This is a genomic window from Bradyrhizobium sp. GCM10028915 (assembly GCF_042666195.1).
Taxonomy (GTDB): domain Bacteria; phylum Pseudomonadota; class Alphaproteobacteria; order Rhizobiales; family Xanthobacteraceae; genus Bradyrhizobium; species Bradyrhizobium canariense_D.
Window position 1 is genome coordinate 285,821 of the sequence record NZ_JBHTFN010000003.1, and the last position, 26,686, is coordinate 312,506.

24 protein-coding genes are annotated in these 26,686 nt (G+C 64.7%); 5 read left to right on the plus strand and 19 right to left on the minus strand.

Features of this window, described 5'->3' with window-relative positions; translation table 11 throughout:
* Window positions 1–2 precede the first annotated feature (2 nt).
* The 11 genes from ACFQX9_RS03075 to ACFQX9_RS03125 form a co-directional block, all read right to left on the minus strand.
* Window positions 3–2,216 (minus strand): ABC transporter permease, encoded by a 2,214-nt coding sequence (locus ACFQX9_RS03075; protein WP_247337534.1) that lies wholly within the window; start codon window positions 2,214–2,216, stop codon window positions 3–5.
* Complete coding sequence (locus tag ACFQX9_RS03080) at window positions 2,209–2,991, minus strand: ABC transporter ATP-binding protein (protein ID WP_007593014.1); 783 nt, start codon at window positions 2,989–2,991, stop codon at window positions 2,209–2,211. The genes ACFQX9_RS03075 and ACFQX9_RS03080 overlap by 8 nt, the downstream gene beginning before the upstream one ends.
* Window positions 2,984–4,105, minus strand: coding sequence for a branched-chain amino acid ABC transporter permease (locus tag ACFQX9_RS03085; protein WP_018458739.1), 1,122 nt, complete (start codon window positions 4,103–4,105; stop codon window positions 2,984–2,986). Before ACFQX9_RS03085 ends, ACFQX9_RS03080 begins: the two co-directional genes overlap by 8 nt.
* A gap of 1 nt (window position 4,106) precedes the next feature.
* Window positions 4,107–5,117 carry a branched-chain amino acid ABC transporter permease gene (locus ACFQX9_RS03090; protein ID WP_018458740.1) on the minus strand — a complete coding sequence of 337 codons (1,011 nt, stop codon included), beginning with the start codon at window positions 5,115–5,117 and terminating at the stop codon, window positions 4,107–4,109.
* Between the two features lie 200 nt (window positions 5,118–5,317).
* Window positions 5,318–6,145, minus strand: a complete 828-nt coding sequence (locus tag ACFQX9_RS03095; RefSeq protein WP_027569321.1) for an AraC family transcriptional regulator — start codon at window positions 6,143–6,145, stop codon at window positions 5,318–5,320.
* Window positions 6,146–6,275: 130 nt separating this feature from the next.
* Window positions 6,276–7,526, minus strand: a complete 1,251-nt coding sequence (locus tag ACFQX9_RS03100) for an ABC transporter substrate-binding protein (protein ID WP_026233649.1) — start codon at window positions 7,524–7,526, stop codon at window positions 6,276–6,278.
* A gap of 339 nt (window positions 7,527–7,865) precedes the next feature.
* Window positions 7,866–8,831 (minus strand): ABC transporter ATP-binding protein, encoded by a 966-nt coding sequence (locus tag ACFQX9_RS03105; RefSeq protein WP_018458743.1) that lies wholly within the window; start codon window positions 8,829–8,831, stop codon window positions 7,866–7,868.
* Complete coding sequence (locus ACFQX9_RS03110; protein WP_026233650.1) at window positions 8,828–9,802, minus strand: ABC transporter ATP-binding protein; 975 nt, start codon at window positions 9,800–9,802, stop codon at window positions 8,828–8,830. The genes ACFQX9_RS03105 and ACFQX9_RS03110 overlap by 4 nt, the downstream gene beginning before the upstream one ends.
* A gap of 3 nt (window positions 9,803–9,805) precedes the next feature.
* Window positions 9,806–10,666, minus strand: coding sequence for an ABC transporter permease (locus ACFQX9_RS03115; protein WP_018458745.1), 861 nt, complete (start codon window positions 10,664–10,666; stop codon window positions 9,806–9,808).
* The gene (locus tag ACFQX9_RS03120; RefSeq protein ID WP_085350845.1) at window positions 10,663–11,607 is read right to left on the minus strand and encodes an ABC transporter permease; all 945 of its coding nucleotides are present in this window, start codon (window positions 11,605–11,607) and stop codon (window positions 10,663–10,665) included. The genes ACFQX9_RS03115 and ACFQX9_RS03120 overlap by 4 nt, the downstream gene beginning before the upstream one ends.
* Window positions 11,608–11,685: 78 nt before the next feature.
* Window positions 11,686–13,227: an ABC transporter substrate-binding protein gene (locus ACFQX9_RS03125; RefSeq protein ID WP_085350846.1), complete on the minus strand. Its 1,542-nt coding sequence runs from the start codon at window positions 13,225–13,227 to the stop codon at window positions 11,686–11,688.
* A 239-nt stretch (window positions 13,228–13,466) separates the two neighbouring features.
* Here ACFQX9_RS03125 and ACFQX9_RS03130 point away from each other — a divergent pair, with 239 nt between their 5' ends.
* Window positions 13,467–14,423, plus strand: a complete 957-nt coding sequence (locus ACFQX9_RS03130; RefSeq protein ID WP_377786513.1) for a MurR/RpiR family transcriptional regulator — start codon at window positions 13,467–13,469, stop codon at window positions 14,421–14,423.
* A 33-nt stretch (window positions 14,424–14,456) separates the two neighbouring features.
* On the opposite strand, the gene ACFQX9_RS03135 is transcribed toward ACFQX9_RS03130, so the two are convergent.
* Window positions 14,457–15,824 carry an amidase gene (locus ACFQX9_RS03135; protein WP_377786515.1) on the minus strand — a complete coding sequence of 456 codons (1,368 nt, stop codon included), beginning with the start codon at window positions 15,822–15,824 and terminating at the stop codon, window positions 14,457–14,459.
* Complete coding sequence (locus tag ACFQX9_RS03140) at window positions 15,805–17,001, minus strand: MFS transporter (RefSeq protein ID WP_377786517.1); 1,197 nt, start codon at window positions 16,999–17,001, stop codon at window positions 15,805–15,807. The genes ACFQX9_RS03135 and ACFQX9_RS03140 overlap by 20 nt, the downstream gene beginning before the upstream one ends.
* Window positions 17,002–17,027: 26 nt before the next feature.
* Here ACFQX9_RS03140 and ACFQX9_RS03145 point away from each other — a divergent pair, with 26 nt between their 5' ends.
* Window positions 17,028–17,363, plus strand: a complete 336-nt coding sequence (locus ACFQX9_RS03145) for a hydroxyisourate hydrolase (RefSeq protein WP_026233653.1) — start codon at window positions 17,028–17,030, stop codon at window positions 17,361–17,363.
* Here the strand turns inward: ACFQX9_RS03145 and ACFQX9_RS03150 are convergent, their stop codons facing one another.
* The 4 genes from ACFQX9_RS03150 to ACFQX9_RS03165 are packed head-to-tail and all read right to left on the minus strand — an operon-like array spanning window position 17,364 to window position 21,231.
* Window positions 17,364–18,179: an ABC transporter permease gene (locus tag ACFQX9_RS03150; RefSeq protein WP_377786519.1), complete on the minus strand. Its 816-nt coding sequence runs from the start codon at window positions 18,177–18,179 to the stop codon at window positions 17,364–17,366. It lies immediately after the preceding gene.
* Window positions 18,179–19,042, minus strand: a complete 864-nt coding sequence (locus ACFQX9_RS03155; RefSeq protein WP_085362425.1) for an ABC transporter permease — start codon at window positions 19,040–19,042, stop codon at window positions 18,179–18,181. Before ACFQX9_RS03155 ends, ACFQX9_RS03150 begins: the two co-directional genes overlap by 1 nt.
* Before the next feature lie 17 nt (window positions 19,043–19,059).
* Window positions 19,060–20,106: an ABC transporter substrate-binding protein gene (locus tag ACFQX9_RS03160; RefSeq protein ID WP_007608710.1), complete on the minus strand. Its 1,047-nt coding sequence runs from the start codon at window positions 20,104–20,106 to the stop codon at window positions 19,060–19,062.
* A gap of 30 nt (window positions 20,107–20,136) precedes the next feature.
* A complete protein-coding gene (locus ACFQX9_RS03165; protein ID WP_018458754.1) occupies window positions 20,137–21,231 on the minus strand; it encodes an ABC transporter ATP-binding protein in 1,095 nt (364 codons plus the stop codon).
* Between the two features lie 88 nt (window positions 21,232–21,319).
* Between ACFQX9_RS03165 and ACFQX9_RS03170 the strand changes: the two genes are divergently transcribed.
* A complete protein-coding gene (locus tag ACFQX9_RS03170) occupies window positions 21,320–22,711 on the plus strand; it encodes an amidase (RefSeq protein ID WP_247370667.1) in 1,392 nt (463 codons plus the stop codon).
* On the opposite strand, the gene ACFQX9_RS03175 is transcribed toward ACFQX9_RS03170, so the two are convergent.
* The gene (locus ACFQX9_RS03175; protein WP_018458756.1) at window positions 22,708–23,457 is read right to left on the minus strand and encodes an aspartate/glutamate racemase family protein; all 750 of its coding nucleotides are present in this window, start codon (window positions 23,455–23,457) and stop codon (window positions 22,708–22,710) included. The genes ACFQX9_RS03170 and ACFQX9_RS03175 overlap by 4 nt on opposite strands.
* A complete protein-coding gene (locus ACFQX9_RS03180; protein ID WP_018458757.1) occupies window positions 23,454–24,170 on the minus strand; it encodes a GntR family transcriptional regulator in 717 nt (238 codons plus the stop codon). The genes ACFQX9_RS03175 and ACFQX9_RS03180 overlap by 4 nt, the downstream gene beginning before the upstream one ends.
* Window positions 24,171–24,376: 206 nt before the next feature.
* On the opposite strand from ACFQX9_RS03180, the gene ACFQX9_RS03185 reads away from it, so the two are divergent.
* Both ACFQX9_RS03185 and hydA read left to right on the plus strand, forming a co-directional pair.
* Entirely contained in the window at window positions 24,377–25,132 is a 756-nt protein-coding gene (locus ACFQX9_RS03185; protein WP_085394736.1) for an aspartate/glutamate racemase family protein, read from the plus strand.
* Window positions 25,117–26,538 (plus strand): dihydropyrimidinase, encoded by a 1,422-nt coding sequence (gene hydA / locus ACFQX9_RS03190; protein ID WP_201263813.1) that lies wholly within the window; start codon window positions 25,117–25,119, stop codon window positions 26,536–26,538. The genes ACFQX9_RS03185 and hydA overlap by 16 nt, the downstream gene beginning before the upstream one ends.
* Window positions 26,539–26,686 lie beyond the last annotated feature (148 nt).

Below are 26,686 nucleotides of genomic sequence, written 5' to 3' on the forward strand. Positions count from 1 at the left end.
GGTCACCTCGCTAGTCTCCGGCGCGCCCCAATGCGGCCGAACAATGTTCGGAACGCGCTGACGATGGTGGAGGCGAACTCGGGGTCATTGATATTCTTGGGAATGCGGATGAGCTGACGGTTGGCGGTCTGCCGCACGTTGCGCTCCAGCGTGCGGAACAGCGCCGCATCGGCGTCCGGATCCCAGAATGACTGTCCTCGCGCGTCGAGCGCGGAGACACCGCCCTCAGGCAGGAAGAAGCGCACCGGGCCGTCCATCCGGTTGAGCCGGTCGGCGATCCAGTGCCCCATGCGCTCGTTCTCCTCTGCAGTGGTGCGCATCAGCGTGACCTGCGGGTTGTGGACGTGGAATTTCCTGCCGCGGTAGCGCTCCGGGATGGTCTCGGGGGCGCCGAAATTCACCATGTCCAGAGCGCCCACCGAGCCGACATAAGGCACCCGGCTGCGGATGATGGCGCCAAAGCGGTCGTCGATGGCCGGGAACACGCCGCCCATCAGGAGATCGCCGACCTCCGTGGTCGTGAGGTCGATGACGCCTGCGAGCTGTCCGGAATCGACGAGCTTCTCCATTGAGCGTCCTCCGACGCCGGTGGCGTGGAAGACCAGGCACTCGAAATCCTCGCGCAAGTCGGCCGCGATCTTCTGCCCCGCCGGCGTGGTGACACCAAACATGGTGATGCCGACCGACGGCAATCCGCTGTCGCCGCGATCCTTCCGCGAATGCTGATCAAGGCGCGCCTTGACCATGCCGGCCAGCGCGTTGGCGCCGTTGGCCAGCACGGCGCGCGAGATCGAGTTGAGGCCCTGAACGTCGGTAACCGAATGCATCATGGTGATGTCCGCGGGGCCGACATAGGGCCCGACGTCGCCAGAGGCGACGGACGAGACGATGAGCTTCGGCACCCCGACAGGAAGCATCCGCATACCGGGCGCGACCAGCGACGCTGCGCCCGAGCCACCGGCAGAAATCACGCCGGCAACATTGTTCTGGCGTCGCAACCAGCTGGCGAAGGCCTCGGCCATCGCGGCGACGGCGGCGCCGCGGTCGGGTCCGAATACCGCCGATCCGCCGCGACCATGGTTCAAGGCAATCTCCTGGGCGGAGACGTCGCTGGCCGCGTGCCTGCCGCTGGTGGAGACATCGACCAATCGGGTTCGCAGGCCGGTCCCGGCGATGATGTCGCGGATGAAGCGGAGCTCCGTGCCCTTGGTGTCGAGCGTACCGACGACGAGGACGACCGGAGGGCCCTGCGTTTGTGCGGCGACCGGTTCGCGCCGTCGCCGTGCCGTCTCGTCGAGTCGCATCACCTGTGTCGAGAACATGCGGGCCGCAGCCTCGATGCGGGCGATCGGCACAGGTTGCGACCACCGTGTCGGCGGCGTCGGGTTTGACATGTAGATGCGGATCGCGCCGCCTGGACGCGTCTGCTGCGGAGGAGGCTTCGCTTCCGTATCCGCCGGTGGCACGTCGAGGTCGAGCTCGAGTCCGGCGTGCATTCCGACACCGAGCAGGCGCTGCTGCAGTTCGCGATCGGCGGCAAGCCGCACCGAATCGATGATGCGGTTGACGCGGCCGTTGACCATGATCGCGACATTGCGCGACACGGCGGTCGCCACGCCGATATTCTGCTCGATCACGAGCACGGACATGTCGCCGTCCTCGCCAAGTCGTAGCAGCATCTCCTCGACCTGGGCCACGATGACGGGCGCGAGCCCCTCAGTGGGCTCGTCCATGATCAGGAGCCGCGGGTTGGTGAGCAACGCGCGCGAGATCGCAAGCATCTGTTGCTCGCCGCCGGAGAGCTGGCCGCCGCCGTGATCCTTGCGCTCGGCCAACCGCGGAAACGTCTTGTAGATGCGCTCGACCGTCCAGGCGCCGCGGCGCAAGCCGGCGGCAAGCCGCAGATGCTCATCGACGCTGAGTGAACGCCACAGCCGCCGTCCCTGCGGAACGTAGCCGACGCCGAGTCGGGCTATGTGGGCAGGCGGCTGTCGGGTGATCTCATCCCCGCGGATGCGGATCGAGCCGCCGCTGACCGGCACCAGCCCCATGATGGCCTTGCATAGCGTGGTCTTGCCCATGCCGTTGCGGCCAACGACCGAGAACACGCCGGCCTCGAGCGTCAGATCCACGCCCTGCAGCGCATGCGAATGGCCGTAATAGACGTCCAGGCCGCGGACTTCGAGCGCGGCGGCGGTACGGCGGACCTCATTCATGGCCGCCTCCGAGGTAAAGCTCCTGCACTTCGGGATCGGACTCGATCTCTTGCGGACGGCCTTCCTTGAAGATCCGCCCGTTGTGCATCATCGTGACGCTCTCGACGACGCGCAGGGCGACGTCCATGTCGTGCTCGATGATGATGTAGCCGATATGCGCGGGCAGGGAGGTCAATATCTCGATCAGCTCGGCACGCTCGGTCGGCGACAGCCCCGCGGCGGGTTCATCGAACAGGACGAATCGCGGCGCGCCGGCAAGCGCAAGTGCGATCTCGAGCTGGCGCTGCTGGCCATGCGCGAGCTCGGCAACGCGCTGATCCTTCACGCCCGAGAGATGGACGGCCTGCACGAGATTTTCGGCCGCGTGCATCAACGCATCGTTCTGACCGGGGCGGAGAAACGAGAAGCGTCCCCGTGAGACGCCACGGCAGGCGAGGTAGACATTGTCCTGGACGGTAAGGCCCGGAAACAGCGCGGAGATCTGGTAAGTCCGGCGCAGGCCACGGCGGATGCGCTCATAGGGCGGGAAGTGCGTGACGTCCTCGCCGAAGAAGCGGATGGTGCCGGAAGAAGGTGGGAAGTCGCCGGTGATGCAGTTGAACAGCGTAGTCTTGCCGGCGCCGTTAGAGCCAAGCACGGCGCGCCGTTCGCCGGGGCGGACGGTAATGGTGATGTCGGTGAGTGCCGCCAGCGCGCCGAACAGACGTGTCACGCCGCGCAGCTCCAGCGCCGCGCCGGCGCCCACGACAGAGAGGCGTTGCGCGACGCTATCCATGGTGGGATCCTTGGCTGGATCCTTGGTCAGATTCTCGGCCACGTCGTCCGCTTGAACTTGCCGCGCCGGAGCGTTGGCGGCGCCGCCAGCTCTGCCAGAGTCCGATGACGCCGTCCGAGGACCAGAACACGATAGCGAGGAAGCCGAGGCCGATCAGGAGCCGAAAGCGGTTGCCGTCGAGCCCCAGCTTGACCAGGAAGTCGAGTGCGAAGGTCCGCAGCAGTACGAAGATCAGCGCGCCGATAAAGGGTCCGATGGGACGCGTGATGCCGCCGACGACTGCGATGATGAGGATATCGATGCAGGCCCCAACGCTCACGGATCCCGGCGAAATCTGCCGGTAATTCCAGACCTGGAGTACCCCTGCCAGCGCCGCGACGAAGGACGCGAAGACGTAGGCCGCGACGCGATGCGCATTGACGTTGAAGCCGAGTGCCGCCATGCGGCGGGGATTGTCGCGGACACCTTGCAACGCGAGGCCGAACGGTGCGCGGGAGATGTAGTCGACGGCGAAGTAGCACAGCGCGGCTACTGCGAGGACGATATAGTAGAATGGAATGTCGGCGCGCCAGTTGACGCCCCAGAAATGCGGTGTGGCAACGGTATTGATGCCGGTATGACCGTTGAAGATCGCCCAGTTCTGGTTAGTGAAATAATAGAACGCCGCGCCGATCGCGAGCGTGATCATGATGGTGTAGATGCCCTCGGTGCGCACCGCCAGCGCGCCGCCGAGCGTGCCGAATATGGTCGCGAGCGCGAGCGCCATTGGGACCGCAAGCCACCACGGCCAGCCCAGGCTGATATTGGCGTTGCCGCTGACGCCAAACACCGCGACCATATAGGCGGAGAAACCCGCGATGGTGAGCTGCATCAGGCTGACCATGCCGCCATAGCCGGCAAGAAACATCAGACTCAGCGCCATGGTTCCGAGGATCAGCGTGGTCGCAAAGATCTCGATCAGGAAGAAGCCGTTGGCGATCAGGGGCATGATTAGGAGAATGGCCGCGACGGCCCAGGCCGCCGGATTGTCGATCTCCGGCCATCCGCGCAATTTCGAGCGCTGCACCGCAGTGGCGGGACGAACCGGGACGCGGGCGTCGTGGGCGAGGGACATGTCAGCGCCTCGTCAACAGGCCCTGCGGCCGAATTGCCAGCACCAAAACCATGATCAGGAAGGTCACGACGATGGCGTAGGTCGGGATGTAGACCGAGCCGAGCTGTTCGGCGAGGCCGATGATGAGCGCGCCCAGCGCAGCCCCTGGGATCGAGCCCATGCCACCGACGATCACAACGACGAGGGAGGCGAGCAGGAAGCGGATATCCTCGCCGGGTGAGAGCGACTGGAACGTTCCGCCGACAACGCCCGCAACGCCAGCGAGGCCGGCGCCGAGCGCAAACACCACCACGAAAACGAGTTGGATCCGTACTCCGGTCGCAGCCAGGATGTCGCGATCGTCGACCCCGGCGCGGATGATCATGCCGATGCGCGTGCGGTTGAGCGCCAGCCACATCGCCACGCCGATCACGACGGAGGCGACGAAGATCACGAGTCGGACCAGGGGATAGCGGAGATAGACCGGCTCACCAGAGGACTTGACCGCAGTGACCAGCGGCAGCTCCACAGGTCCGATCAGCCAGTTCGGGGTCTGGATCTGATAGAAATCGCCACCGCATGCCCACAGCATCAAATCGGCGAACACGATCGAGAGTCCGATCGTCACCATGGTCTGGCGCAGGTCCTGGCCTTCCATGCGGCGGAAGACGAGGACCTGGAGCAGGACGCCGACCAGTGCCGTCAGGATGAAAGCGACGATGAAGCTGAGGACCCATGAACCGGTCGCGACGCTGATGGCGTAGCCGACATAGCCGCCGAACAAATAGAGCGAGCCGTGCGCGAGGTTGACGTTACGCATTAAGCCGAAGATCAGCGTAAAGCCGCTGGCGACAAGGAAATAGAGACCGCCGAGCGTGATGCCGTTGAAGAGCGCGTTGAGGAAGACCCGCTTGCGGCCGAACGCATCTTCGACGCTCTGCGGCCACACTGCGAAAATCAGCCAGAGTGCTACCGCGATTGCGATGATGACAATCAGTGCCCAGGCGGGATGGCGTTCGACAAAGCGGGTCATTATCGCCGCTCCGTCTTCGCGTCACCCCATCTCTCACCCCGCAAGCGGGGCGGAGGGGCACGCAGACCGTCGCCGGCCGCAAGCCCTGCCATGAACGTGCGCTCCCTATCGCGCGCGATCCTCGTTTCGGGATCGCGTTTGTCGCATCCTAATGCGGCTGTAACGGAGGCGCTTGATCGTGAGTATCTTTTCGCGTGACCTCAGGCGCGCAAAACCTTGGCCGCGCGGCGATAATCGGTCGGCGCCATGCCGACATTGGCAGCGAAGAAGCGGGTGAATCCGCTCTGCGACGAGAAGCCGAGATCGAAGCCGATATCGGCGATCGGCGCTTCGCTCGCCACCAGCGCCTCCAGCGCCTGCTCCATCATCAGCGTGTTGAGATAGAGGTGTGGCGTGACGCCGGTCTGGGTGCGGAAGAGCCGGTAGAAATGCGGCCGGGAAAGGCCAGATTCGCGCGCGATGGTATCGAGCTCGATCTCGGCGCCAGGACTCTCCGACATCATCTTGATGCACTTGCGCACGCGAAAATCCGTGACGGAACCGTTTGCGCGCGGATCGCGCGCGGTCGCCGCCTGTTGCCAGCTTTCGTCATAACAGATGTCGATCAGGCTTCTCAGCTCGCCATCGAGGCTGTTGAGCGAGGGAGCGCCGCACACGAGGGCGGCTGCGTGCCTGATGTGCTTGTCCAGCGCAACGGACCGCGTGAACTGGGTGCGGCCGAAGCGCAGGCGGTCGGCGCCGGGCGCGTCGGGCGCAAACCACTCCGCATTGACGTAGAGCACGAAGAAAACGGCGCCGCCTTCGAGATCGGACGGCAGGAAATTATGCGGCTCCCACGGATTGACCGCGACGACGGAACCTTCGGTGAGCTCGTAACGTCCGTCACTGACATCGATGCATGCGGAACGCCCGCCGACATGGAAGATCAAATGACCTTCGCGATGTGCGTGGATGTTGAAAGGGCGGTTCAACTGATAGACCGTCGCCCGACCAAAGCGGCCGTGGAAGACGGCGAGCGCCCGGCTCATGCCTCTCCTCCCAAAAGCTCTTGGTATTTTTTGGTAGCGTTCAACAACCGAGGAGAGAATGCAAGGGCGCACGTGTCGCGCTTCTGGCAAATCTCTCCCCGGCCGGTCATCGCTCGCGAATGAGACTAGGTCAGTATTTCTTACATTCCGGTACTGTGCGGCTCGGCAAACCGATTTTGGCGAACACCGCGGGATCGTAGCCCAGCGTTTGGTTGACGTCCGGGATCACCTTCACGACCTTCGAGAACAGCGCGCCCTTGCCGTCGTCGACAACCTCGGTGACGAAGTTGGTGCCGATCGCCTGGCGGTTGGAGTCCAGCTTGATCTTGCCGTTGGGTGCGTCGATCTCGATCTTGGCAAGGGCCTCCTTGTACTTGGCCTGATTGTTGGAGAGATCGCCATTGACCTGGCGGAGCGCCTGGATCAGCGCCATGGTCGAGCCGTAATAGTTGGTGGCGAGCAGCGATGGGCTCGGGAAGCGCTTGTTGGGCGGGAAGGCGTCCTGATAGTCCTTCACGAACTTCTGCCAACTTGGGTTCTCCCAAGTGTCGGCCTGGCCGCTCGCGGCCAGCGTGCCGATCAGGGCATTCTTGGCGTTTCCCTTGGACGACAGGATGGTCTGGTCGATCATGATCGAGCCGCCCATCAGATGCGCCTTGCCGCCGGCCTGCTGGTACTGATTCAGGAAGTTGACGGCGTCGGCGCCGCCGAGGCCGAGATAGATTGCGTCGACGTCGTCGGGCAGTGCGGCGATGACCGAGGCAAAGTCCTTGGTGCCGAGCGGCACCCATTGCCGGTTGGTGACCTGTCCGCCGGCACCGCAGAACTCGAGCACGAGGCCGAACACCTGCGTATAGATGAAGGAGTAGTCTTCGCCGACGGTCGCGATCTTGCGATACTTCTTTTCGTCATAAGCATATTTGCCGAGGCCCACCTGCCACTGCGCACCGTCCATGTTGTAGCGGAAAAAGTTCGGAGCCGGATCGACATAGGTCGTTTCCTGGGCCCCGGAGGCGGCGTTGATGAAGGTCAGTTCGGGATGGGTCTTTGCAAAATTTTTGACCGCGATGCCTTCGTCACCAGAGAGCGGCGACAGCAGGATCTGTACCTTGTCCTGCTCGATCAGCTTGCGCACGGCTCGTACGGCGGAGTCCGGCGTCGCGTCGGTCGAGGCGATGACAAATTCGAGTTCCTTGTCGCCGACCTTCTTGCCGAGGACGTTGAGGGCCGTCTGGAAGCCGCGGATGCCGTCCTCGCCGAGTACGGTGTAGGTGCCTTCGAGCGTCGCGGTGACGCCGACCTTGATCTTCTCCTGTGCGAAGGCGGTGCCCGAAAGTAACAGGCTGCTCAACGCGATCAGTCCTAGACTGCCTTTCAACATTGCTCTCCTCCCTGGGCGTTCTTGTCACTGTTTTTCACCGCGCCTTGACGCGCCCGCCGCGCGGTGCGGCGTTCGGACAAGGCTAACGGTGCTTGAAACGGAGGCTAACCGAACTCCGATGCAGCGCACGTGCTGGAGCCGTGCGCGGCTTAACGGGCAGTCTCATTTTGAATGTTGCGTCGCGATTAACATCGCGGTGCAACAGGCGTCAGGCTTCCCGATTTGCACCCGCCAGCCGCATGGCGGCCGCGGACTGCCGCCGCTTGAATTGGATCGCTCGAATAGAGGAGAAATCAATCGTAGGCGTTGCGTCATTTCGCGGCGCGCGGCACTCGCTGGTTATACGTTGTGGCAGGCGATCGTCCGACCGTCCGCACCGACAAATCGAAGTTGTGGCACATCGACGAGACAGCGATCGCTGGCCATAGGGCAGCGGGGCGCATATGCACAGCCGTGCGGTCGCGTGAAGAGGCTTGGCGGTTCACCCATTTCGATCGCGCCCTGGATCCGTTTCGATGGATCGGGCTTCGGAATTGCCGCCACCAACGCGCGCGTATAGGGATGGAGCGGATGATCCAGGACCGTCCGCGTCCCGGCCTGCTCCACGATGCGGCCCATATACATGACAGCAACGCGGCTGCTGATCTGCCCGATCACGCCAAGGTCGTGCGAGATGAAGAGCATCGACAGTCTCAATTGGTCACGCAGATCCATCATCAGATTGAGCACTTGGGCCTGCACGGACACGTCGAGGGCCGAGACCGGCTCGTCGGCGACGATGATGCACGGCGTGGGAAGAATGGCGCGTGCGATTCCGACCCGTTGCCGTTGCCCGCCACTCAGTTCGTAGGGGTAGCGAGCGGCGAAAGACGGGTTCAACCCGACGGCCGTCAAGGTGGCAGCTATGGCCGCGCTGCGCTCGGCGCGGTTCTTGAAGAAGCCGCTGATGTCGGCCGCCTCCGCCACCGAATCTCCAATTGCGCGCCGCGGGTTGAGCGATGCATTGGGGTCCTGGAAAACCATCCGGACGCTCAGACGCATCTCGCGGAGGCCGGAGCCGCGGGCTCCGATCATTTCGGTTCCCTTCAAATTGAAGTTGCCGCTGTCGGGCTGGACCAGCCCGACGAGGGCTCGGCCCAGCGTGGTCTTGCCGCAGCCGGACTCGCCCACGATCCCGAGGACCTCGCCTTCGGCCAGCGACAGCGATACACCATCCACCGCCTGCACCCGGTATTTCCGACCGGCCCGCCTGGCACTGAACGAGACCATCATGTCCCGGACCTCGAGGATTACATTGCCGCTCATGGCAGCTCTCCGCCGGCCAGCGGAAACGCGCAGAGCACCTCGTGCCCTTGGGAAGCCTCCAGGCGGGGCGGGGTCGCCACGCGGCACTCATCGCGCACCGCTGCGCAACGCAAGGCAAACACGCAGCCAGCGGCGACCGAACCTGGCAGCGGCGGCTGACCAGAAATGGTCGGCAGCCGGCGCGCGCCGGAATTTCGCGACGGCATGCAATCCATCAGTCCGCGGGTGTAATGATGACGGGGTGCGCCGAACAGCGCATCGACTGAAGCGGTTTCCACGATCTGGCCGGCGTACATGACAGCGACACGATCGGCGAGCTGCGCAATGACTCCCATGTCGTGAGTGATGAACAATATCGCCATATCGAGCCGATTGCAGAGCTCGCGCAAGAGCCCGAGAATCTGAACCTGTATGGTGACATCCAGCGCAGTGGTCGGTTCGTCGGCGACCAGCACCTGTGGCCTGCAGGCCAGCGCAATCGCGATCATGACCCGCTGGCGTTGGCCTCCGGACAACTGATGGGGATACGCGGACAGCTGCATTTTGGGGTCGGGCATACGTACCAGTTCGAGCAGTTCGCGCGCACGGACCAGCGCCGCTGCGCCCGAAATTCCCTCATGCACGCGTACGGCTTCGGCGATCTGATCGCCGATCCGACGAACAGGGTTCAGTGAGGTCATCGGCTCCTGAAAGATCATTGCCATGCGGCCGTGGCCCGCTTCGACACGTTGCCAGGGCTGCAGCTGCGTTACGTCGCAGCCCTCCAACAGGACGCGCCCGGCCCGGACTCGGGGACCGGGCTGCGGCAGCAATCCCATGACCGCAAGCGAGGTCATGCTCTTTCCGCAGCCGGACTCGCCGACGAGGCCGAGGATTTCGCCCTTGGCCAAGCCGAAGGACACGCCCGCGACGATGTCGACCGGCGCGGTTTCCGGCCCCACTGACACCGTAAGGTCGCAAACTGTCAGCACGGCCTAACCCTTCTCACCAAAGACTTGACGGAACCGCGGATCGAGTCGATCGCGCAATGCATCGCCGACCAGGTTCAGAGAAAATGCCGTCGCCACGATCATCATGCCCGGGAAGAAGAGCAGCCACGGCGCGCGGGTGATGAAGGTCCGTGACTCCGCCAGCATATTGCCCCAGCTCGGAATGTCCGGAGGGGCGCCGAGGCCCAGGAAATCGAGTGAAGCCGCGCCGAGCTGCGCGAACGCGAAGACGAAGCTGGCCTGCACGAGAAGTGGCGAGACCAGGTTCGGCAAGATGTGCCGACTGATGAGCCATGCCGCTCCGGCGCCCATGCTGCGGGACGCCTCGACATAGGTTTCCGCGCGCAAGCGCAGCGTCAGTCCGTAGACGATGCGGGTCGTCGTCGTCATGTAGCCGATCCCAATGGCCAGAATGACGGTGGCCACACTCGGGCTCAAGATGACAATCAGGCCAAGTGCGAGAAGCAGAGTCGGGAAGGCCATCAGCACGTCGACCATGCGCATCAGCAGGTGACCCAGCCGCGGGAACAGTGCGGAAAGTACGCCGGCCGGAACGCCTGTCGCGAGAGCGAAGACGACCACGCCCGAGCCGATCAAAAGTGCCATGCGTGCTGAATGAATGGTGCGCGACAGGGTATCCCGGCCGAATTGGTCGGTGCCGAACCAGTGGGTCATGTTCGGGGGCGTCAGGCGGATCAGGGGATCGATGGCATACGGATCGTAAGGCGACAGCCAGGGTGCGAAGACCGCGGCGAGCACAGTCGCCAGAAGGACGCCGAGCCCGGCCAGCGCGATCGGGCGGGCGATGAACGGCTTGAGCCACAATGTCACGCTGTTGCTGCTCATTGAAGTTCAACCCGCGAATCGAGCAGACGATAGCTCAGATCGACGATCAGATTGATCAGGAGATAAACCACCACGATGACCAGGATGACGCCCTGGATCACAGGGTAGTCTCGGCGAAGGATCGACTGAACGACGAGGCGTCCGATGCCGGGCAGGGCAAACACGGTTTCGGTCACCACCGCCTCGGACAGCAGCGCGGCGAAGGTGAAGCCAAAGGCCGAGACGACCGCCAGGAGTGCATTGCGCCAGATGTGGCGGCGCACGACCTGCCACGGCCGGATTCCCTTTGCCCGCGCCGTGCGCACGTAGTCCTCCCGGGAGACGTCGAGCATGCTGGCGCGCGTCAGCCGCAGGATCAAAGCAGCATTCGGAGCCGCAAGCGCCAGGCTGGGGAGGACGAGATAGCGGAGATTGACGACACCGCCTTCGAAGATCGACGGATAGCCGGAGCTCGGAAACCAGCCGAGCCACGCGGCGAAGATCAGGATCAGATAGAGCCCGACCCAGAACGTGGGTATCGAGGCCATCAGCATCGCCCCACCGGACAATCCCTGATCGAGCCACGTGCCGTGCCGGACCGCCGCAATCATTCCGATCGGCACGCCGATGACGGCAACCCAGATCATCGTCATGGTGGCGAGCAAGGTGCTGGTCTCGGCGCCATCGGCAATCACCGACAGCACGGGCGCCTGGAAGAAGATCGACCGCCCGAGGTCGCCCTCGAGCACATGGCCGGCCCAAGTGAGATATTGCAGGATGATCGGCTGGTCGAGACCGAGCTGGTGTCGCAAGGCGTCGATCTGGTCGGGAGTCGCGGTATCACCGAGCAAAACATAGATCGGGTCACCCGGCACGATATGGATGAACGCGAAGATGATGATGGACGCTGCCAGCAGCGTCACCGCCGTCGTTCCTGCGCGCTTGAATGCGTAAGACCACATGTGATTGGGCGCCTGTCAGCGGCAACGATGCGCGCCGGCGCCGGCGCTCGACAGTCCTCGCGGCCTCATTGCCCGTCCTTATTTCGTGGACACATTCCAGAACACGGGACCGTTTGGGTTGAGCCCCTTGAGCTTGGGAGAAGCAATGTCGTAGGTGTAGGCATCGCCTACTTTCATCACCGGTACCTGCTCATAGATCAGCGACTCGATCTTGTCCCATGTCGACTTGCGCGCGGCTGGATCGGTCGTGTTGATCAACTCGGCCCGAAGCGAGCCGATCTCCGGGCTGTCCCACCAGCCGGGATAGCTCGCATTCAGGAACGTGAGCAGCAGCGGGTCCGGCGCGAAGGAATGGTGGGTGACGAAGATGTCCCACTGTTCCGGCTGGCCGCGCATCTTCAGAAGGGTCGCCCAATCGACGACCATCATCTGAACATTGATTCCGGCGTCGGCCAGCTGACGGGTGAAGACAGAGGCTTCGTCATAGTGTGCCTGATAGTTCGTCGAGACCAGCAGGCGGATCGGCGTCCCCGTGTAGTCCGCCTCCTTTGCGAGCTCCTTGGCCTTCTTCGGATCGTGCGCACTATAATTTGAGGCGCCTTCCGTCGAGTACCAGGGGGTGCCATTGGGAAAGATCGATCCTTCGGCATTCCACAGGTCTTTGGGACCGAAGGCGACGCGCAGCGCCTGCGACTTGTCCAACGCGGTCTGGATGGCGCGGCGGAGCTTGTAATTGTCCTTCAGGATTCCCTGCTTCGAGTTCATGAAGAAAAGGCCGAAGATCGGCGCGTTGGTACGCTGCACCTGAACCGATGGATCTTTGCTCAGGGACTCGTACAGATCGCCGGAGATCATTTCCGCGTAGTCGTAGTCACCCGCCTGCACGCCGCTCACGCGCGTGCCGACGTCAGGCACCGGAATGAACCGGATCTTGTCGAAGCTCGCAACGCGGGCGCCGGCGAACCCGTCACCCTTTTCCTTCACCGGCTTGTAGCCCTCGAACCTCTCCACCTCGACATAGCGGTTCGGCCGCCACTCCACGAACTTGTAGGGCCCGGTGCCGACATAGTCCTTTTGCTCGATCGGCCGGTTCCCCGCTTTGGCGGCTATGTCTTCCGGATAGATCACAAGACCGCCATTGACGTCCGCAATGAGAGCCTTCCAGGCGCCGTTCGGCGCGGACAATTTCAGCGTGACTTCATACTTTCCGGTCGCCTCGACCGACGTAGCCGCCGCCATCAGGAGCTTGCCGCGCGCACCGAAACTGCCCCATCGCGTCATCGAGGCGACCACGTCCTTGGCGGTCATCTCCTTGCCGTTGTGGAAGAGGACACCTTCGCGGAGCTTGATGACGATGGTCCGACCGCCGTCTTCCGTGCGATCGCCCTCGGCCAGCATCGGACGCGGCGTATAGGTCGAGTCTAGCGCATACAGGGTCTCGAAGATGTGGCGGCCGATGACCGATGCGACGTCGGCGGTCGTCAGCATGACATCGAGCGGCGGCGGTTCTCCGATGGTGGCTTCGCGTAGCAGGGTGGCGGCATTGGCCTGCGCAATCAAAAATGACGCGGTGGCCAGCCCCACGACGCCACGCATCAAGACACTTGGACCGTATCTCATGATCGCCCTCCCGCCTTGTTGAGCCGCCTGCTTCCCGGTGCAGGGATGTGCCTTTCAGCTGTTGGGCTGACGGCACGCTATTGCTTGTTTGAAAGTTACATACACAATTCGGCGATTATCAAGCGAAAAATGCTGTTCTTGATGAGGCATGCCGATATACGTTTGGTCGATGCTGAAGGTTTCTTACGGCAGCTTCTTGCCAAGGGCGCAGGTTGATCTGACCTGGGAAAGGGCGGGCAATGGCGCGTGCAAAGCGAAATCACCCGGCGAGAGCCGTTGGTGCAGCAGTCTCGAAGCCGCCCGGCGACGACAATGTCGTGGCCGGCGACATCATCTCCCTCATCAGGCAGAGCGCTCCAAGCCTCAGCCCGTCCGAGCAACGCGTTGCCACGGTGCTGCTGGCCGATATGGAGTTTGCCGTTCACGCCAGCAATTCCGAGTTGGCCCGTCGGGCGCGCGTCAGCGAGCCGACGGTAACCCGGTTCAGCCGCTCCGTCGGTTGCCGGGGCGTCCGCGACCTCAAGGTGAGGCTGGCTCAAGCAATGGCGGTCGGGCGGATTTACGTTGAGCTTCCCCCGCATGTCGGGACCGATCTGGCGCGCCCCGCGCTCTGGCGGTCGGTGTTTCAGGAAATTCGCCGTGCAATTGCCGCTGCCGAGGAGGGACTTCGCAAGGAGGACATCGAGCGGGCTGCCGAAGCTATCTCCCGCTGTTCGAAGCTTGCAGCGTTCGGGGTGGGGGGCGGTTCCACTCTTGCGGCGGCGGAGGTTGAGAACCGGTTCTTTCGTCTTGGGATTGCCGTCTCGCATGCCTCCGATCCGAGCTTGATGCGCATGATTGCCGCGACCTTCGGACGGGATGATGTCGTCGTTGCCATCTCGACCACCGGTGCAGCCAACGAGGTGATCGAGGCAGCCAGTATCGCCAAGCAATACGGCGCCTTGGTCATCGCAATTACCAAGCCGCAAAGCAGGCTGGCCTCGATCGCCGATATTGCGCTTGGCGTACACGTGCCCGAGGCGCCCGACGCGCTCAAGCCGACGGCGTCGCGCTATGCATTTCTCGCCACCATCGATCTGCTTGCGGCGTCAACTGCCTATTGCAAACCGCTCGAAGCCCAGGCGCGCATGCGGCGGATCAAATACGAGTTGCTGAAGGGGAGCGACGGGGACGCCAAAGGGCCGCTGGGAGACTGAGCGGGCAATTAGCGCACCGCCCGCCTCTCGGGATTATATTCGCAGCATGGCCGCGATCTCTTGCGCTGCTTCAAGCAGCGTGCGGTCTTGTCCGCGCGCGGCGATGACCTGAAGGCCGAATGGAAGTTCGCACCGATCCGTTCCGCACGGCAGCGAAATCGCCGGCAGACGAGCATGATTGACAAAGGGCGTTAACGCCGCGTGCGCGCGCGGGCTCGCCGCGCGGCCACCGATCATGTCGGGTCCGAGCTGGGTGAATGGCCAGGCGACACAGGGAACGGTTGGCGCCAGCAGCAGATCAACCTCGGTGAAGAATGCCGCGAAAGCATTGGCGATTGCGGCGCTTGCCAGCAGCGCACCGGCAACGTCGGCGCCCGACCACGACAGCCCTCGCTCGATCTGTCTGGCGATGTCAGGATCGAACACGGTCGGATCCTCGCGGAAGGCATCTCGATAGAGTGCGGCGAGGCCGGCCTGCTGAAGCGGCATGATAGCCTCTTCCGTCGCGCCCGCCGGCCAGACGGGATCGCGCTGCGCGATGCTGAGGCCAGCGGCGGAGAGACGCGCGATGGCGAAAGCGAGCCCTTCAGCGACAACATCGTCGACGGCGACGTCGAGCCCAAGGCGCGGCGAGAACGCGATGCGCAGACCGGCGATGTTTTTGGCCTCTTGAGCGATGCCGGCTGAATCCGGATCGCGCGGATCGACGCCGGCCATGGCCTCGAACGCCAGCGCGATATCGGCAACGTCAGTGGCGATCGGCGCGATGACGGAGAGGCCGAAAAACGGTTCGGCGAAGCCTGGCCCATAGGGGATCGCGCCATAGGACGGTTTGAACCCCGCGACGCCGACATGGGCCGGCGGCCTGCGGCTCGAGCCGCCCGCATCGGTGCCGATCGCTAGCGGCACGAGGCCGGCCGCAACCGCCGTGGCAGGGCCGCCCGACGAGCCGCCGGGCGTCAACGTGGGATCCCGCGGATGCCGCGTTGGCCCATACAGCGGCGAGGTGGTCACGCCCTTGCAGGCGAATTCCGACGTTGCGCCGATGCCGACGACGACGGCGCCGGCCTTGCGCAGCTGCTCGATTGCAATCGCATCCTGCGGCGCGACGAATTCGGCGAACAGGCGCGAGCCCTGTGTCACACGCCAGTCACGGACCCAGATGTTGTCCTTGACGACGACGGGGACACCGGCGAGCGGCATCGTCTCGCCGGCACGCAGGCGATCATCGACCGCTGCGGCGTCGGCAAGCGTACGCGCAGGAGCGGTCGTCACCACTGCGTTCAGCGCCTTGGCGGCCTCGATGCGCGCAAGCGCGGCCTTGGCGGTCTCGACCGCACTCGCTCGTCCGGCGGAGACGTCGGCCGCAATCTCGCACGCGCTACTTCTTCCCTTTGTCATGGCCTCCCCAGACCAGTGCCAATGTGCCGCAGAGGGCGAGGCAAGCCAAGGCGAAGAAGGCGGCACCGAGACTGGCTGCGCTGTCCAGGAAGGACACCAGCGCCGGTGCTGCCAAGAGGCCGGCGTAGGATGCGGTCAGCACCGCGCCGGTGGTTTCGCCAATCCTGTCCTGCGGGGCGAGGCGTGCGATCTCGGCGACGAAGACACCGTTCCACCCGGAGGCCGTCAGGCCGAACAGAGTTGCAATCGCGAACTGGCCGGTCCGCCCGAGCGATACGCCATCGAGACCCAGCAGCGCGGCGCAGAACGTCATACCGAGGCCGATGACGACGAGAACTCCGCGCGAGGCATTGAGGCGCGTTGCGACGAAGCCCCAGCCGAGCCGGCCGATCAGGCCGCCGGCCTGGGCGCAGGCAAGCGCCATGCCGGCCTCGACATGGCTGAGGCCGAGCTCGCGGGTGCCGAGCGTGACGAAGACCGTATTGAGCGACACCTGCATCGCGCTGAAGGGCATCGAGGCCAGCGCCAGCATTGCGATGCACCGGTCCGCGGTCACCAGTGCCAGCCGCGTGCGAAGGCTAAGCTCCGGCAGTGGCACGACCTTGACGGCGTAGGCGGGCCGCAGGCGCTCGAACCACGCTATCGCCAGCAGCGCACAGGCGCCCACGGCGGCATAGCACCAGGCGGGCCCGAGCGAGATTGCGATCGCGGGCAGAACCAGCGAGCCGCAGACGGCGCCGATCTGGTTTCCGGTCTGGCGAACCGAGAACACGAACGCGCGCCGCTCGGCCGTCACGAGCCGCGCCAGCAGCACCGCGCTTGCGGGCGTCTCCGGTCCGAAGGCGAGGCCAAGACAGAGGCCGGCTGCGAGCAGGGCCGCCGTCGAGCCGAGCGAAGCCAGCGCCATGCTGGCGATGATCGCCGCCGCGCAGAGGCTCGCGATCCGCATCGAGCCCAGGCGGGCGATGAAGCCGCCGCCCCAGAACGAGGCGGGAATGCCGACCGCGAACACGGCGCAGGAGAACATCGAGAGCTGCCAGACCTCGATATGGGCGCGCGGTGCCACCACGCCCGGCGCGAACAGAGCCAGAGCCACCAGCGCCTGCAATGAGGTCGTGGCGCCAAGCGCGGGCAGCAATGCGGGGACTGGTCGAACGGCCGTGTTTGCGTCTACCATGGTGCAGCGCTCTCGGGGGGAACATTGTGGCAGGTGGCATTTCCATTCACGCGGTCGATGTGGCGAGCGGACGCCCGGCGCAGGGTCTGCGCGTCGAGATCTGGCGGATCGATCCGGACTCGCTGCGCGTCGCCGACGGACGGCTTGGTGTCAACGGCGTGCTCGATCATCCCGTTGCGCAGGGGGCGGGCGTGACGGCGGGCGAGTATGAGGTCCTGTTTCATCTCGGCGAGTTCTTTGGCGAGCGCGACGGGTTTCTCACGGTGACGCCGTTCCGCTTTCGCATCAAGAATGTTGACGAGCATTTTCACCTGCCGCTGAAATTCACGCGCTGGGGCTATTCGCTGTTCCGCGGCGCCTGATCAGTTGGTCAGCCGCCGCGATAACCCCGTTACGCGCTCCATAATCGCGACCAACGCGACGGTTGCAATGATCAGCACGCCCGACAGCGCGGCGATGGTGACGTCGAGCTTGCCCTCGAGGTCCTGCCACATCCGGATCGGCAGCATGTCGGTGGCGGCATCACGCAGGAACAGCGACACCGGCACGTTGTCGAAGGACGACATGAAGGCGATGAAGGCGCCCGCGATGATGCCCGGCCGGATCAGCGGCAGCACGATGCGCCGGAACGTGTAGATGCGGCCGGCGCCCAGCACGGCCGAGCTCTCCAGCAGGGTCGGCTCCAGCTGGGCAAGCGCCGCAATCGTATTGCGCACGACATAGGGCACGCAGACCACGGTGTGGCCGATTACCAGCGTCAACGGCGACACCGGCAGGCCGACCAGCGAGAACAGCATCAACGCGGCAAGGCCAAAGGCCAGCGCCGGCAGAACCAGCGGCGACATGAAGAGGGAATCGAGCAGCCGCGCCGACAGCGTCGGTGAGCGCGAGATCGCGAGCGCGGCGGCAACGCCGAGCACCACGGACAGGCCCGTCGCCCACAGTGCCACGATGAGGCTGTTCTTGGCTGCGAAGTGCAGCTGCCAGGCGTTCCACAATTCGGCGTACCAGCGCAGCGAATAGCCCGGCGGCGGAAAACGCAGCGAGAAGCCGCTGGTGAACGAGACGATCAGCACCACCAGCGACGGCGCGATGATGATGATCAGCGCAATCGCGGCGATCAGGCTCAAGACCAGCTCGAAACTGAACGCCTCCAGGGTGCGCTTGCGCCCGCTCATCACGCACCTCCATAGCCGCGCGACAGGCGGCCGAGCGTGGTGAAGACGGAGACGACCGCGAGCACCGCGAGCAAAAAGATGATCGAGATTGCGGAGGCAAACGGCCAGTTCTGCAGGGTCGAAGCCTGCTGGTAAAGATACATCGGCATGAACAGCATCTGTCCGCCGCCGATCAGCGACTGGGTGATGAAGGCCGTGATCGCGGCGGCATAGGTCAGCGTGCAGCCGGCGATCACGCCGGGCAGCGACAGCGGCAGCACGATCCGGAAGAACGTGCGCCAGCTTCCAGCGCCGAGCGAGCAGGAGGCGTCGTCGAGATTGGAATCGATCCGGCCGAGCGCGGTGATCAGCGGCAGCGTCATCAGCGGCATCTGCACCTGCGCCAGCGCGAGGACGACGCCGAACTGGGTGTAGAGCAGTTTCAGGGGCGTCTCGATAATGCCGAGCGATTGCAGCGTCGCGTTGATGATGCCCTGGCGGCCCAGGATGACGATCCAGGCGAAGGTACGGACCACGACGCTGGTCAAAAGCGGCAGCAGCACGATCAAGATGATGATGGTCTGAAGCCGCGGCCCGACCCGCTGGTAAAGCCAGGCGATGGGAAAGCCGAGCACGAGGCAGACGGCCGTCACCTCGGCCCCAAGCAGCAGCGTCGAGCCGAGCACGCTGAGGCTGAAGGGATCGGTGAGGAAGTGCAGATACTGGCCGAGTCCCCAATGGAGCGCGGCCGTGTCGTTGTGCAACGAGAGCCACAGTAATTGCAGCAGCGGCGCCACGAAGAACACTAGGAAGAACAGCGCCAGCGGCGCTGCCAATCCCATCCCGTAGGACGTGACGTCTCGTGATGCCGGTGCTGTGCCCATCATGAGTCCTTGAAGCTCTAGATCTTGATCTCGCGGTTGAAACGCTCGATCCAGGCCGAGCGCTGCTCGTTGATCTTCTTCCAGTCCTGGAACACGAATTTCTGCTTCAGCTCGGCCGTGTCCTTGGCGAGCACGCGCGCGATCTCGCCGCCCATCGCCACCTTGGAATTGGTCGGCACGATCAGGTAGGGCGGGTTCATCAGCGTGGTCTGCACTTCCGGGGTCAACGACGCCTCGATCAGCTTGAAGGCGAGCTCGCGGTTGGGCGAGTTCTTGACGATGTGGATCGTGGTCTTGAAGGCGATGGCACCTTCCTTCGGGGCCACGAACTCGACCGGCACGCCGCGCGCTTTCAGGATCTGGATGGCGTTGAAATTGCCGGGCGAGATATCGATCTGGCCCTGCTGGAACAGGGTGGCGAGCGCGCCGGGATTGGCGGCGACCGCGGCGAGGTTGGGCTTCAGCTCCTCGATCGCCTTGAAGCCGGGATCGACATTGGCTTCCGAACCGCCGCGCATCTTGGCGATCTCGACCAGCCAGCCGGTGCCGAGCGTCGAGTTAAGGTTGGTGATGCCAACGCGGCCCTTGAACTCGGGCTTCCACAGATCGGCCCAGGAGGTCGGCGGCGTCTTGACGGCTTCCGGATTGTAGGTGAGGCCGACGACCTGAAAGAAGGGGGCAGGGCCCATCGGCTCCTGGGCCTCGGCGATCAGGTCCTTGTAATAGGCGCTCTTCTCGACGGGGTATGGCTCGACCAGATCCTGGCCGATTGCGACCAGGGCCGGGCCGGGATCGTGCAGCATGACGTCAATCGGCGGATTGGCCTTGGCGGCGTTCACCTTGGCGATCTGGTCGACCGAGAGCATGGGGTCGAGCACCATCGCGGCATCGGCGTTCGCCTTGCGAAAGGCCGGCACCAGCACGGCCTTGTGCGCCTCCTCCCAGCTTCCGGTGAAGGTCGCAAACACCAGCGGGCGGGCCTGGGCGTAGCTCAGTCCGGGAAACGCCTTCATGGCGCCGAGTGTGAGTGCGGTCGTCATCAGGCTTCGGCGGTTCATGATCATGGTCGAACTCCCTCTGGACAAAAACTGAATTCAAAGCGTTGCAGGAAAAGCGTTTGCGAGCGACGGGGCGAGCGGCGCGAGGCGCACCGCGGCGCCGCTCTCCAGGGTGCGCGTCTCGCCGATGCGCGCCTGGGAGATCTTGACGCCGGAGCCGTCCGCGGTGGTGACCTCGTGGACGACGGTGGCTCCTAACGGCAGCGACATGCCGACCACGCCGGCAAAGCCGGTCTCGTCGCCAACGAATTGCAGATGCTCGGGGCGTATGCACACGGTGACGCGGCCGCCCTCGGTGAGAGCGCCGCCGGCGGGACGCGCAATGATTTCCGCGCCGGCATCGAGGCGGACTTTTGCGGCCGTGCGGTCTGCCGAGACGACCACGCCGGGCATGCGGTTGCTGGCGCCGACGAACGTGTTGACGAACAGGGTCTGCGGCCGGTCGTAGACGTCCGACGGCGACCCGAACTGCTCGAGCTTGCCGTGGCTCAGGACGGCGACGCGGTCGGCCATCGACAGCGCTTCTTCCTGGTCGTGGGTCACGATCAGCGTGGTGATGCCGGAGACGCGCTGGAGCCGCTTGACCTCGATCTGCATGTCGAGCCGCAGATTCTTGTCGAGCGCGGCAAAGGGCTCGTCGAGCAACAGGATTGACGGCTTGATCGCGAGCGCGCGGGCCAGCGCGACGCGCTGCTGCTGGCCGCCGGAGAGCTGCCGTGGCAACCGTTCCGACATGGTCGGCAGCTGCACCAGATCCAGCAAGCGCTGTGCTTCGCGCTGGCGGGTCGCCTTGTCGATCCCGCGCGCGGCAAGCCCATAAGCGACGTTCTCGCTGATGCTGAGATGGGGGAATAGTGCGTAGTTCTGGAACACGATGCCGACCGCGCGGCGGTTCGGCGGTAGCGCGTCGACGATGTCGTCGCCGATGATGATCCGCCCCTGCGTCTGCGCGATGAAGCCGGCGATGATGCGCAGCAGGGTAGTCTTGCCGCAGCCGGAGGGGCCGAGCAGGGCGATGATCTCGCCCCCTTTGATGTTGAGATTGATGTTCTCGACCGCGAGCGCGCCGCTCGGATAGCGGTGGGTGACGGCGTCGACCACGAGCGATCGGCCGCCTTGCGCTTCAGCCATGGTGTTGCCTCCCGTTGCCCCGGAGTAGAAAGCAAGTCTCATGCCCGCACCGGTCGCTTTTCGCCGCGAGGTTTGGCATGGTGGGGTGATGACGTCGGATCGATCGGTTTGCGACCTCACTGCCACGGCCCTCGCACGCGCCCTCGCGAAGGGCGAACTCTCCTCGCGCGACGCGGTCGAGGCGCATCTGGCGCGGATCGCGAGTCTTGATAGCCAATTGGCGGCCTTCGTGACTGTCGATGCGGAGGGGGCCCGCCGTGCCGCTGATATCTGCGACGCCGCGCCAACGCGGGTCGGCCCGCTGCATGGGGTGCCCATAGGGATCAAGGACCTCACCGACACTGCGGGGGTTGCGACCACGTACGGATCGGCTCTGTTCCGCGATCATATTCCGGCCGAAGACGATCTCGTGGTCGCGCGATTGCGGCGCGCTGGCGCGATCATTCTGGGAAAGACCAACACACCCGAATTCGGCTTCGGCGCGGTCTGTACCAACAAATTGTGCGGGCCGACGCGCAATCCGTTCGATCCGGTACTGACTTCGGGTGGATCTTCCGGTGGCTCCGCGGTTGCGGTCGCGGCCGGCATGGTGCCGTTGGCCCATGGCACCGATTTCGGTGGCTCCGTGCGCACGCCCGCAAGTTTTTGCGACGTCGCCTCGATCCGGCCGACGCCCGGTCGCATCCCGGCGCCGCATCGCCCCCTCGGCTGGGACATGCTCGCCACCCACGGTTTTCTCGCCCGCGGCGTCGACGATCTCGAGCTTGCGCTGTCGATCTGTGGGGGAGGCGATGTGCACGACCCACTCTCGATCGGTGTCGTCAATGAGGATCGGCCGGTTGCAGTGCGTCCCCGGATCGCAGCGACGCCCGATTTCGGGATCGCGGCCGTCGCGCGCGATGTCCGTGCACGTTTCGCCGCGGCCTGCGAGGCGCTCGGAGCCGTGGCCGATGTGGTGCCGTCCGCGCCCGATTGCGGCGGTGCGATCGAGGCATTTCGGACGCTGCGCGCCGCGCACATCGCCAACGGCTATGGCGAGCTGCTGAAGTCGCGCCGCGCCGAGCTGACGCCCACCGTGATCTGGAATATCGAGGCGGGCGCAAAGCTCTCCGCGGAGGACTATCTCAATGCCGAGCGTCGCCGCACCGCGATCTATCGCAGCTTTCGCGAGCTGTTCAGCCGCGCCGATTTCCTGGTAGCGCCGGCGGCGTCCGTTTTGCCCTGGCCGAATGAGATCAGCGACGTCACCACGATCGATGGCGCGGCGCTGGAGACGCCGATCGATTATCTCGCCGTCACCTTCATCGTGTCGCTGGTCGGTTTCCCGGTGCTGACCCTGCCGGCCCCCCGAGCGGAGAACGAGCTGCCGTTCGGTATCCAGATCATTGCACCGCCGGGATGCGAATCCCGCCTGTTTGCCTTCGGCCGTGCGATTGAGAACAAGCTTGGTTTTTCGCATCGCTGGCCGCAGCTCCCCTAGTTATCGCGATGCTCGAGCCGGGCGGCGAGCGCATCGGCAAGACCAAGGGTGGGTTTGGCAGCGGGCCGGCGGTACGTGCCTGCGGTTGCCTTGCGCAGGCGAAGCGCGACCAGGGCCTCGGCCTGCTTCACCGACGCGATGACTTGATCGACGACTGGGACGGGGATCCGGTCGGCCACGCGCTCGGCGAGGCCCGAGAGCGGCGCACCTGCAAAAATCAAGACGTCCGCGTCGTCCTCCACGATCGCGCGCCGGGCGAGATCGACCAGCACATCCTCCTTCTCGGTGCCGACCTCGGAGATCGCCTGGAACGGCGTATCGAGCATGCGGATGCCGGCGCAGCGCTCCCACAGCCCGTGGGCGCGGACGCATTCCTCGTACCAGGGGCCGAGCGCCTGGGCGAAGGTGACGATGGCGAAACGCCGTCCGGCCATGCAGGCGGTCAGCATCGCCGCTTCCGCCATGCCGACCACGGGAATGTCGAAGGTTTCGCGCGCGGCGAACAGGCCGGGGTCGCCGAAGGCGGCGATGATCGCGGCGTCGACCTTGCGATGCTGCCCGGCCAGCATCTCCAGCGCAATGGCACCGCCGATCTGTGCCTCGGTGCGTGTCGAGATATAGGGCACGCCGCGGGTCGCGGTGCAGGGGATCAGCTCGGTCCCGGGCGCAGCCGCGCGCTGCCCGACATCCGTCATCAACTGGGTGACTGCGGTGCTGGTGTTCGGGTTGAGCAGCAGCAGCTTCATGATTGCGCCGCCGTCTGCTTGGCTTGAGAGGCCGCGATGACTTCGAGCAGCGCCGTGCCGGTGCGCCGAACATGGGCGCCGAGCAGGCGTCCTGCGGTTTCGCTATCGCGCGCCTCGAGCGCGGCCAGGACGCCGGCATGCTCGTCGACCGAATTGCTCCAGCGCCGGTCGGCGCCGAGCGCGAGGTAACGCGCGCGCTCGGCGCGGGAGATCAGCGTCACGTGCGCCTCGCGCAGCGGCGTGTTGCGCGCCATGCGGACGATGGTGTCGTGGATCTCGCCGTTGATGGCGAAGTACTCGTCGAGCTTGCCGTTGCGATGATGACCTTCCATGCGGGTCTGAAGCGTGCGCAGGCGGGCGAGATCGCGCTCGGTGGCGCGCTCGGCGGCGAGCTCGGCGGCCAGCCGCTCGATGCCGGCCAGCGCCTCGAACAATTCCGAGATGCCGTCGACGGCGAGGTCGGCGATGCGCGGGCTGCGGTTGGGGCGGAGCTCAATCAATCCCTCGGCCGCGAGCACTTTCATCGCCTCGCGCAGCGGAGTGCGCGATACGCCCAGCTCCTTCGACAGCCTGGTTTCCTGGGTCTGCGATCCCGGCGGCAGCTCGCCGCGAATGATCATCGTCCGCATCCGCGCGGCGGCGCGCTCATGCAGGCCCATTCGTTTGAGTTTGGGCGACTTTCGGCCCGGGTTCGGTTCGGATTTTTGCGGCACGCCGGCCTTCCTGCTGACGTGCGATCGTAGCTAATTTCCTTCACGTGAGGTGCCCAAATAGAAGACGTATGTGGCTCAAAACACGTGCATATCGAATAAATTGTATGCAGCATGCAGATTGCGGGTTGCGTGGACCGATGCGGACGCGGATGATCCTTTTGAGGAAGCCGAGGAGCGCTTTCGCCGCAACGGAGCGACTGCGATCGATGTCAATTGTGCGCAAACGCCTCGGCATGATCACGCCGTCCTCCAATTCGGTGCTGGAGCCCGTCACCAGTGCGATGCTCGCCGGCGTGGCCGATGTCACCGCGCATTTCTCGCGTTTCCGCGTCACCGAGATCGCACTCGACGCCGCCGCGCTGAACCAGTTCGACGCCTCGGTGATGCTGCCTGCGGCGGACCTGCTGGCCGATGCGAAGGTCGATGCCATCGCCTGGAACGGTACGTCCGCAAGCTGGCTCGGCATCGGCAGAGACCGGAGCCTTTGCGAGGCAATCACGGTGCGCACCGGCGTGCCGGCGACGACCTCCACGCTCGCCTGCATCGATGCCGCTCGCGCGCTCGGCGCCAAACGTGTCGGCCTGGTCTCGCCCTATACCGACGACGTGCAGCGGCGGATCGGTCACGTCTGGGCCGAGGAGGGGATCGCCCCGCACGCGGAGCGGCACCTCGGACTGCGCGACAATTTCTCTTTCGGCGAGGTCGCGCCTGCGACGATTGCTGGCATGATCCGCGCTGTGGCGGCTGACGGCGCCGATGCTGTCGTCATCCTCTGCACCAACCTCGACGGCGCCGCGCTGGCGGCTTCGCTCGAACGGGAATTGAATGTCGCGGTGGTCGATTCGGTAGCGGTCACGCTGTGGCGAACCCTGGAGCTCGCCGGCGGCGATGCCGGGGCTCTTGCCGACTGGGGGCGGATCTTCCAGACATCGACGGTCATCAAGTCATGGAGACTCCTGTGACGCAGCTCGATCTTGCTATTCGCGGCAGTACCATCGTGACGGCCAGCGACGAGTTCCGCGCCGATATCGGCATTCGCGACGGCCGCATCGTCAGCATTGCCGATCATCTCGAAGGCGCAGCGCGCGAGATCGACGCGACCGGGCAGCTGGCCCTGCCGGGCGGGATCGACAGCCATGTCCACATCTCGCAGGCCTCCGGCCCCGACGTGGTGATGGCCGACGACTTCGCCTCAGCGACCCGTTCGGCAGCCGCCGGCGGCAACACCATGGTGCTGCCGTTCGCGCTGCAGGAGAAGGGCACGTCGCTGCGGACCTGCGTCGAGAACTACCGCAAGCTTGCCGAAGGCGAGTGCTATATCGACACGGCGTTCCATCTCATCATCTCCGATCCGACCGCGGTCGTGCTCGGGCAGGAGCTGCCGGCCCTGGTCAAGGACGGCTACACCTCGTTCAAGGTGTTCATGACCTATGACGACCTCGTGCTCAGTGACAAGCAGCTGCTCGAGGTCTTCGAGGTCGCGCGCCGCGAGGAGGCGCTGGTGATGGTCCATTGCGAGGGTTACGACGCCATCCGTTTCCTGACCTCCAAGCTGGAACGCGAGGGCCATATCGCGCCCTATTATCACGGCGTGTCGCGGCCACAGGCGGTCGAGCGCGAAGCCACGCATCGCGCCATCAGTCATGCCGAGGTGATCGGCGTTCCCATCATGATCGTGCACGTCTCCGGGCGCGAGGCGATGGAGCAGGTGCGCTGGGCTCAGCAGCGCGGATTGCCTGTTCATGCCGAGACCTGCCCGCAATACATTACGCTGACGGCTGACGACATGAAGGGTCTGAACATGGACATGTCAGGCGCGAAATATGTCTGCTCGCCGCCGCCGCGCGACGCGGAAAGCCAGCAGGCGATCTGGGAAGGCATCACCACGGGCGTGTTCCAGACTTTCTCGTCCGATCACTGCCCGTTCCGTTACGACGATCCCAGGGGCAAGCTGACGCCGAACGGCCGCACCTCGTTCCGCTGGGTGCCGAACGGCATTCCAGGTGTCGAGACCCGGCTGCCGATTCTGTTCTCCGAAGGCGTGTCGAAGGGACGGATCAGCCTGCAAAAATTCGTCGAGCTGACCGCGACCAACCATGCGCGCATCTACGGCCTCTATCCGCGCAAGGGTTCGATCGGCGTCGGCTTCGATGCGGATATCGTGCTCTGGGATCCCAAATTGAAGAAGCCTATTCGGCAGGCCGATCTGCATCACGGTTCGGACTACACGCCATGGGAAGGGTTCGACGTCACCGGATGGCCGGTAACGACGATCGCCCGTGGCCGGGTGGTGTACGAACACGGCAGGATCGTCGGCGACAAAGGCGCAGGCGACATTCTCAGCCGCGGCAGGTCGAGCCTGATCTGATCGGACTCAACGCGTTGCTGCTCAGCTATGGCGCCCGTGCGCGCGGCGCGAGGGCCGTCTCAAGTCCACAGATCATGCCGGTCATATGTTCGTATCCAGCCTTCGCATGCGGCAAAACGAATCTAATCAATTCGGACAAGGTTGTCAG

Bases quoted from the DNA above. Each gene is read 5' to 3' on its own strand.
- ACFQX9_RS03075 (WP_247337534.1), bottom strand. From the start codon at position 2,216: ATGAATGAGGTCCGCCGTACCGCCGCCGCGCTCGAAGTCCGCGGCCTG.
- ACFQX9_RS03080 (WP_007593014.1), bottom strand. From the start codon at position 2,991: ATGGATAGCGTCGCGCAACGCCTCTCTGTCGTGGGCGCCGGCGCGGCG.
- ACFQX9_RS03085 (WP_018458739.1), bottom strand. From the start codon at position 4,105: ATGTCCCTCGCCCACGACGCCCGCGTCCCGGTTCGTCCCGCCACTGCG.
- ACFQX9_RS03090 (WP_018458740.1), bottom strand. From the start codon at position 5,117: ATGACCCGCTTTGTCGAACGCCATCCCGCCTGGGCACTGATTGTCATC.
- ACFQX9_RS03095 (WP_027569321.1), bottom strand. From the start codon at position 6,145: ATGAGCCGGGCGCTCGCCGTCTTCCACGGCCGCTTTGGTCGGGCGACG.
- ACFQX9_RS03100 (WP_026233649.1), bottom strand. From the start codon at position 7,526: ATGTTGAAAGGCAGTCTAGGACTGATCGCGTTGAGCAGCCTGTTACTT.
- ACFQX9_RS03105 (WP_018458743.1), bottom strand. From the start codon at position 8,831: ATGAGCGGCAATGTAATCCTCGAGGTCCGGGACATGATGGTCTCGTTC.
- ACFQX9_RS03115 (WP_018458745.1), bottom strand. From the start codon at position 10,666: ATGAGCAGCAACAGCGTGACATTGTGGCTCAAGCCGTTCATCGCCCGC.
- ACFQX9_RS03120 (WP_085350845.1), bottom strand. From the start codon at position 11,607: ATGTGGTCTTACGCATTCAAGCGCGCAGGAACGACGGCGGTGACGCTG.
- ACFQX9_RS03125 (WP_085350846.1), bottom strand. From the start codon at position 13,227: ATGAGATACGGTCCAAGTGTCTTGATGCGTGGCGTCGTGGGGCTGGCC.
- ACFQX9_RS03130 (WP_377786513.1), top strand. From the start codon at position 13,467: ATGGCGCGTGCAAAGCGAAATCACCCGGCGAGAGCCGTTGGTGCAGCA.
- ACFQX9_RS03135 (WP_377786515.1), bottom strand. From the start codon at position 15,824: ATGACAAAGGGAAGAAGTAGCGCGTGCGAGATTGCGGCCGACGTCTCC.
- ACFQX9_RS03140 (WP_377786517.1), bottom strand. From the start codon at position 17,001: ATGGTAGACGCAAACACGGCCGTTCGACCAGTCCCCGCATTGCTGCCC.
- ACFQX9_RS03150 (WP_377786519.1), bottom strand. From the start codon at position 18,179: ATGAGCGGGCGCAAGCGCACCCTGGAGGCGTTCAGTTTCGAGCTGGTC.
- ACFQX9_RS03155 (WP_085362425.1), bottom strand. From the start codon at position 19,042: ATGGGCACAGCACCGGCATCACGAGACGTCACGTCCTACGGGATGGGA.
- ACFQX9_RS03160 (WP_007608710.1), bottom strand. From the start codon at position 20,106: ATGATCATGAACCGCCGAAGCCTGATGACGACCGCACTCACACTCGGC.
- ACFQX9_RS03165 (WP_018458754.1), bottom strand. From the start codon at position 21,231: ATGGCTGAAGCGCAAGGCGGCCGATCGCTCGTGGTCGACGCCGTCACC.
- ACFQX9_RS03170 (WP_247370667.1), top strand. From the start codon at position 21,320: ATGACGTCGGATCGATCGGTTTGCGACCTCACTGCCACGGCCCTCGCA.
- ACFQX9_RS03175 (WP_018458756.1), bottom strand. From the start codon at position 23,457: ATGAAGCTGCTGCTGCTCAACCCGAACACCAGCACCGCAGTCACCCAG.
- ACFQX9_RS03185 (WP_085394736.1), top strand. From the start codon at position 24,377: ATGTCAATTGTGCGCAAACGCCTCGGCATGATCACGCCGTCCTCCAAT.
- hydA (WP_201263813.1), top strand. From the start codon at position 25,117: ATGGAGACTCCTGTGACGCAGCTCGATCTTGCTATTCGCGGCAGTACC.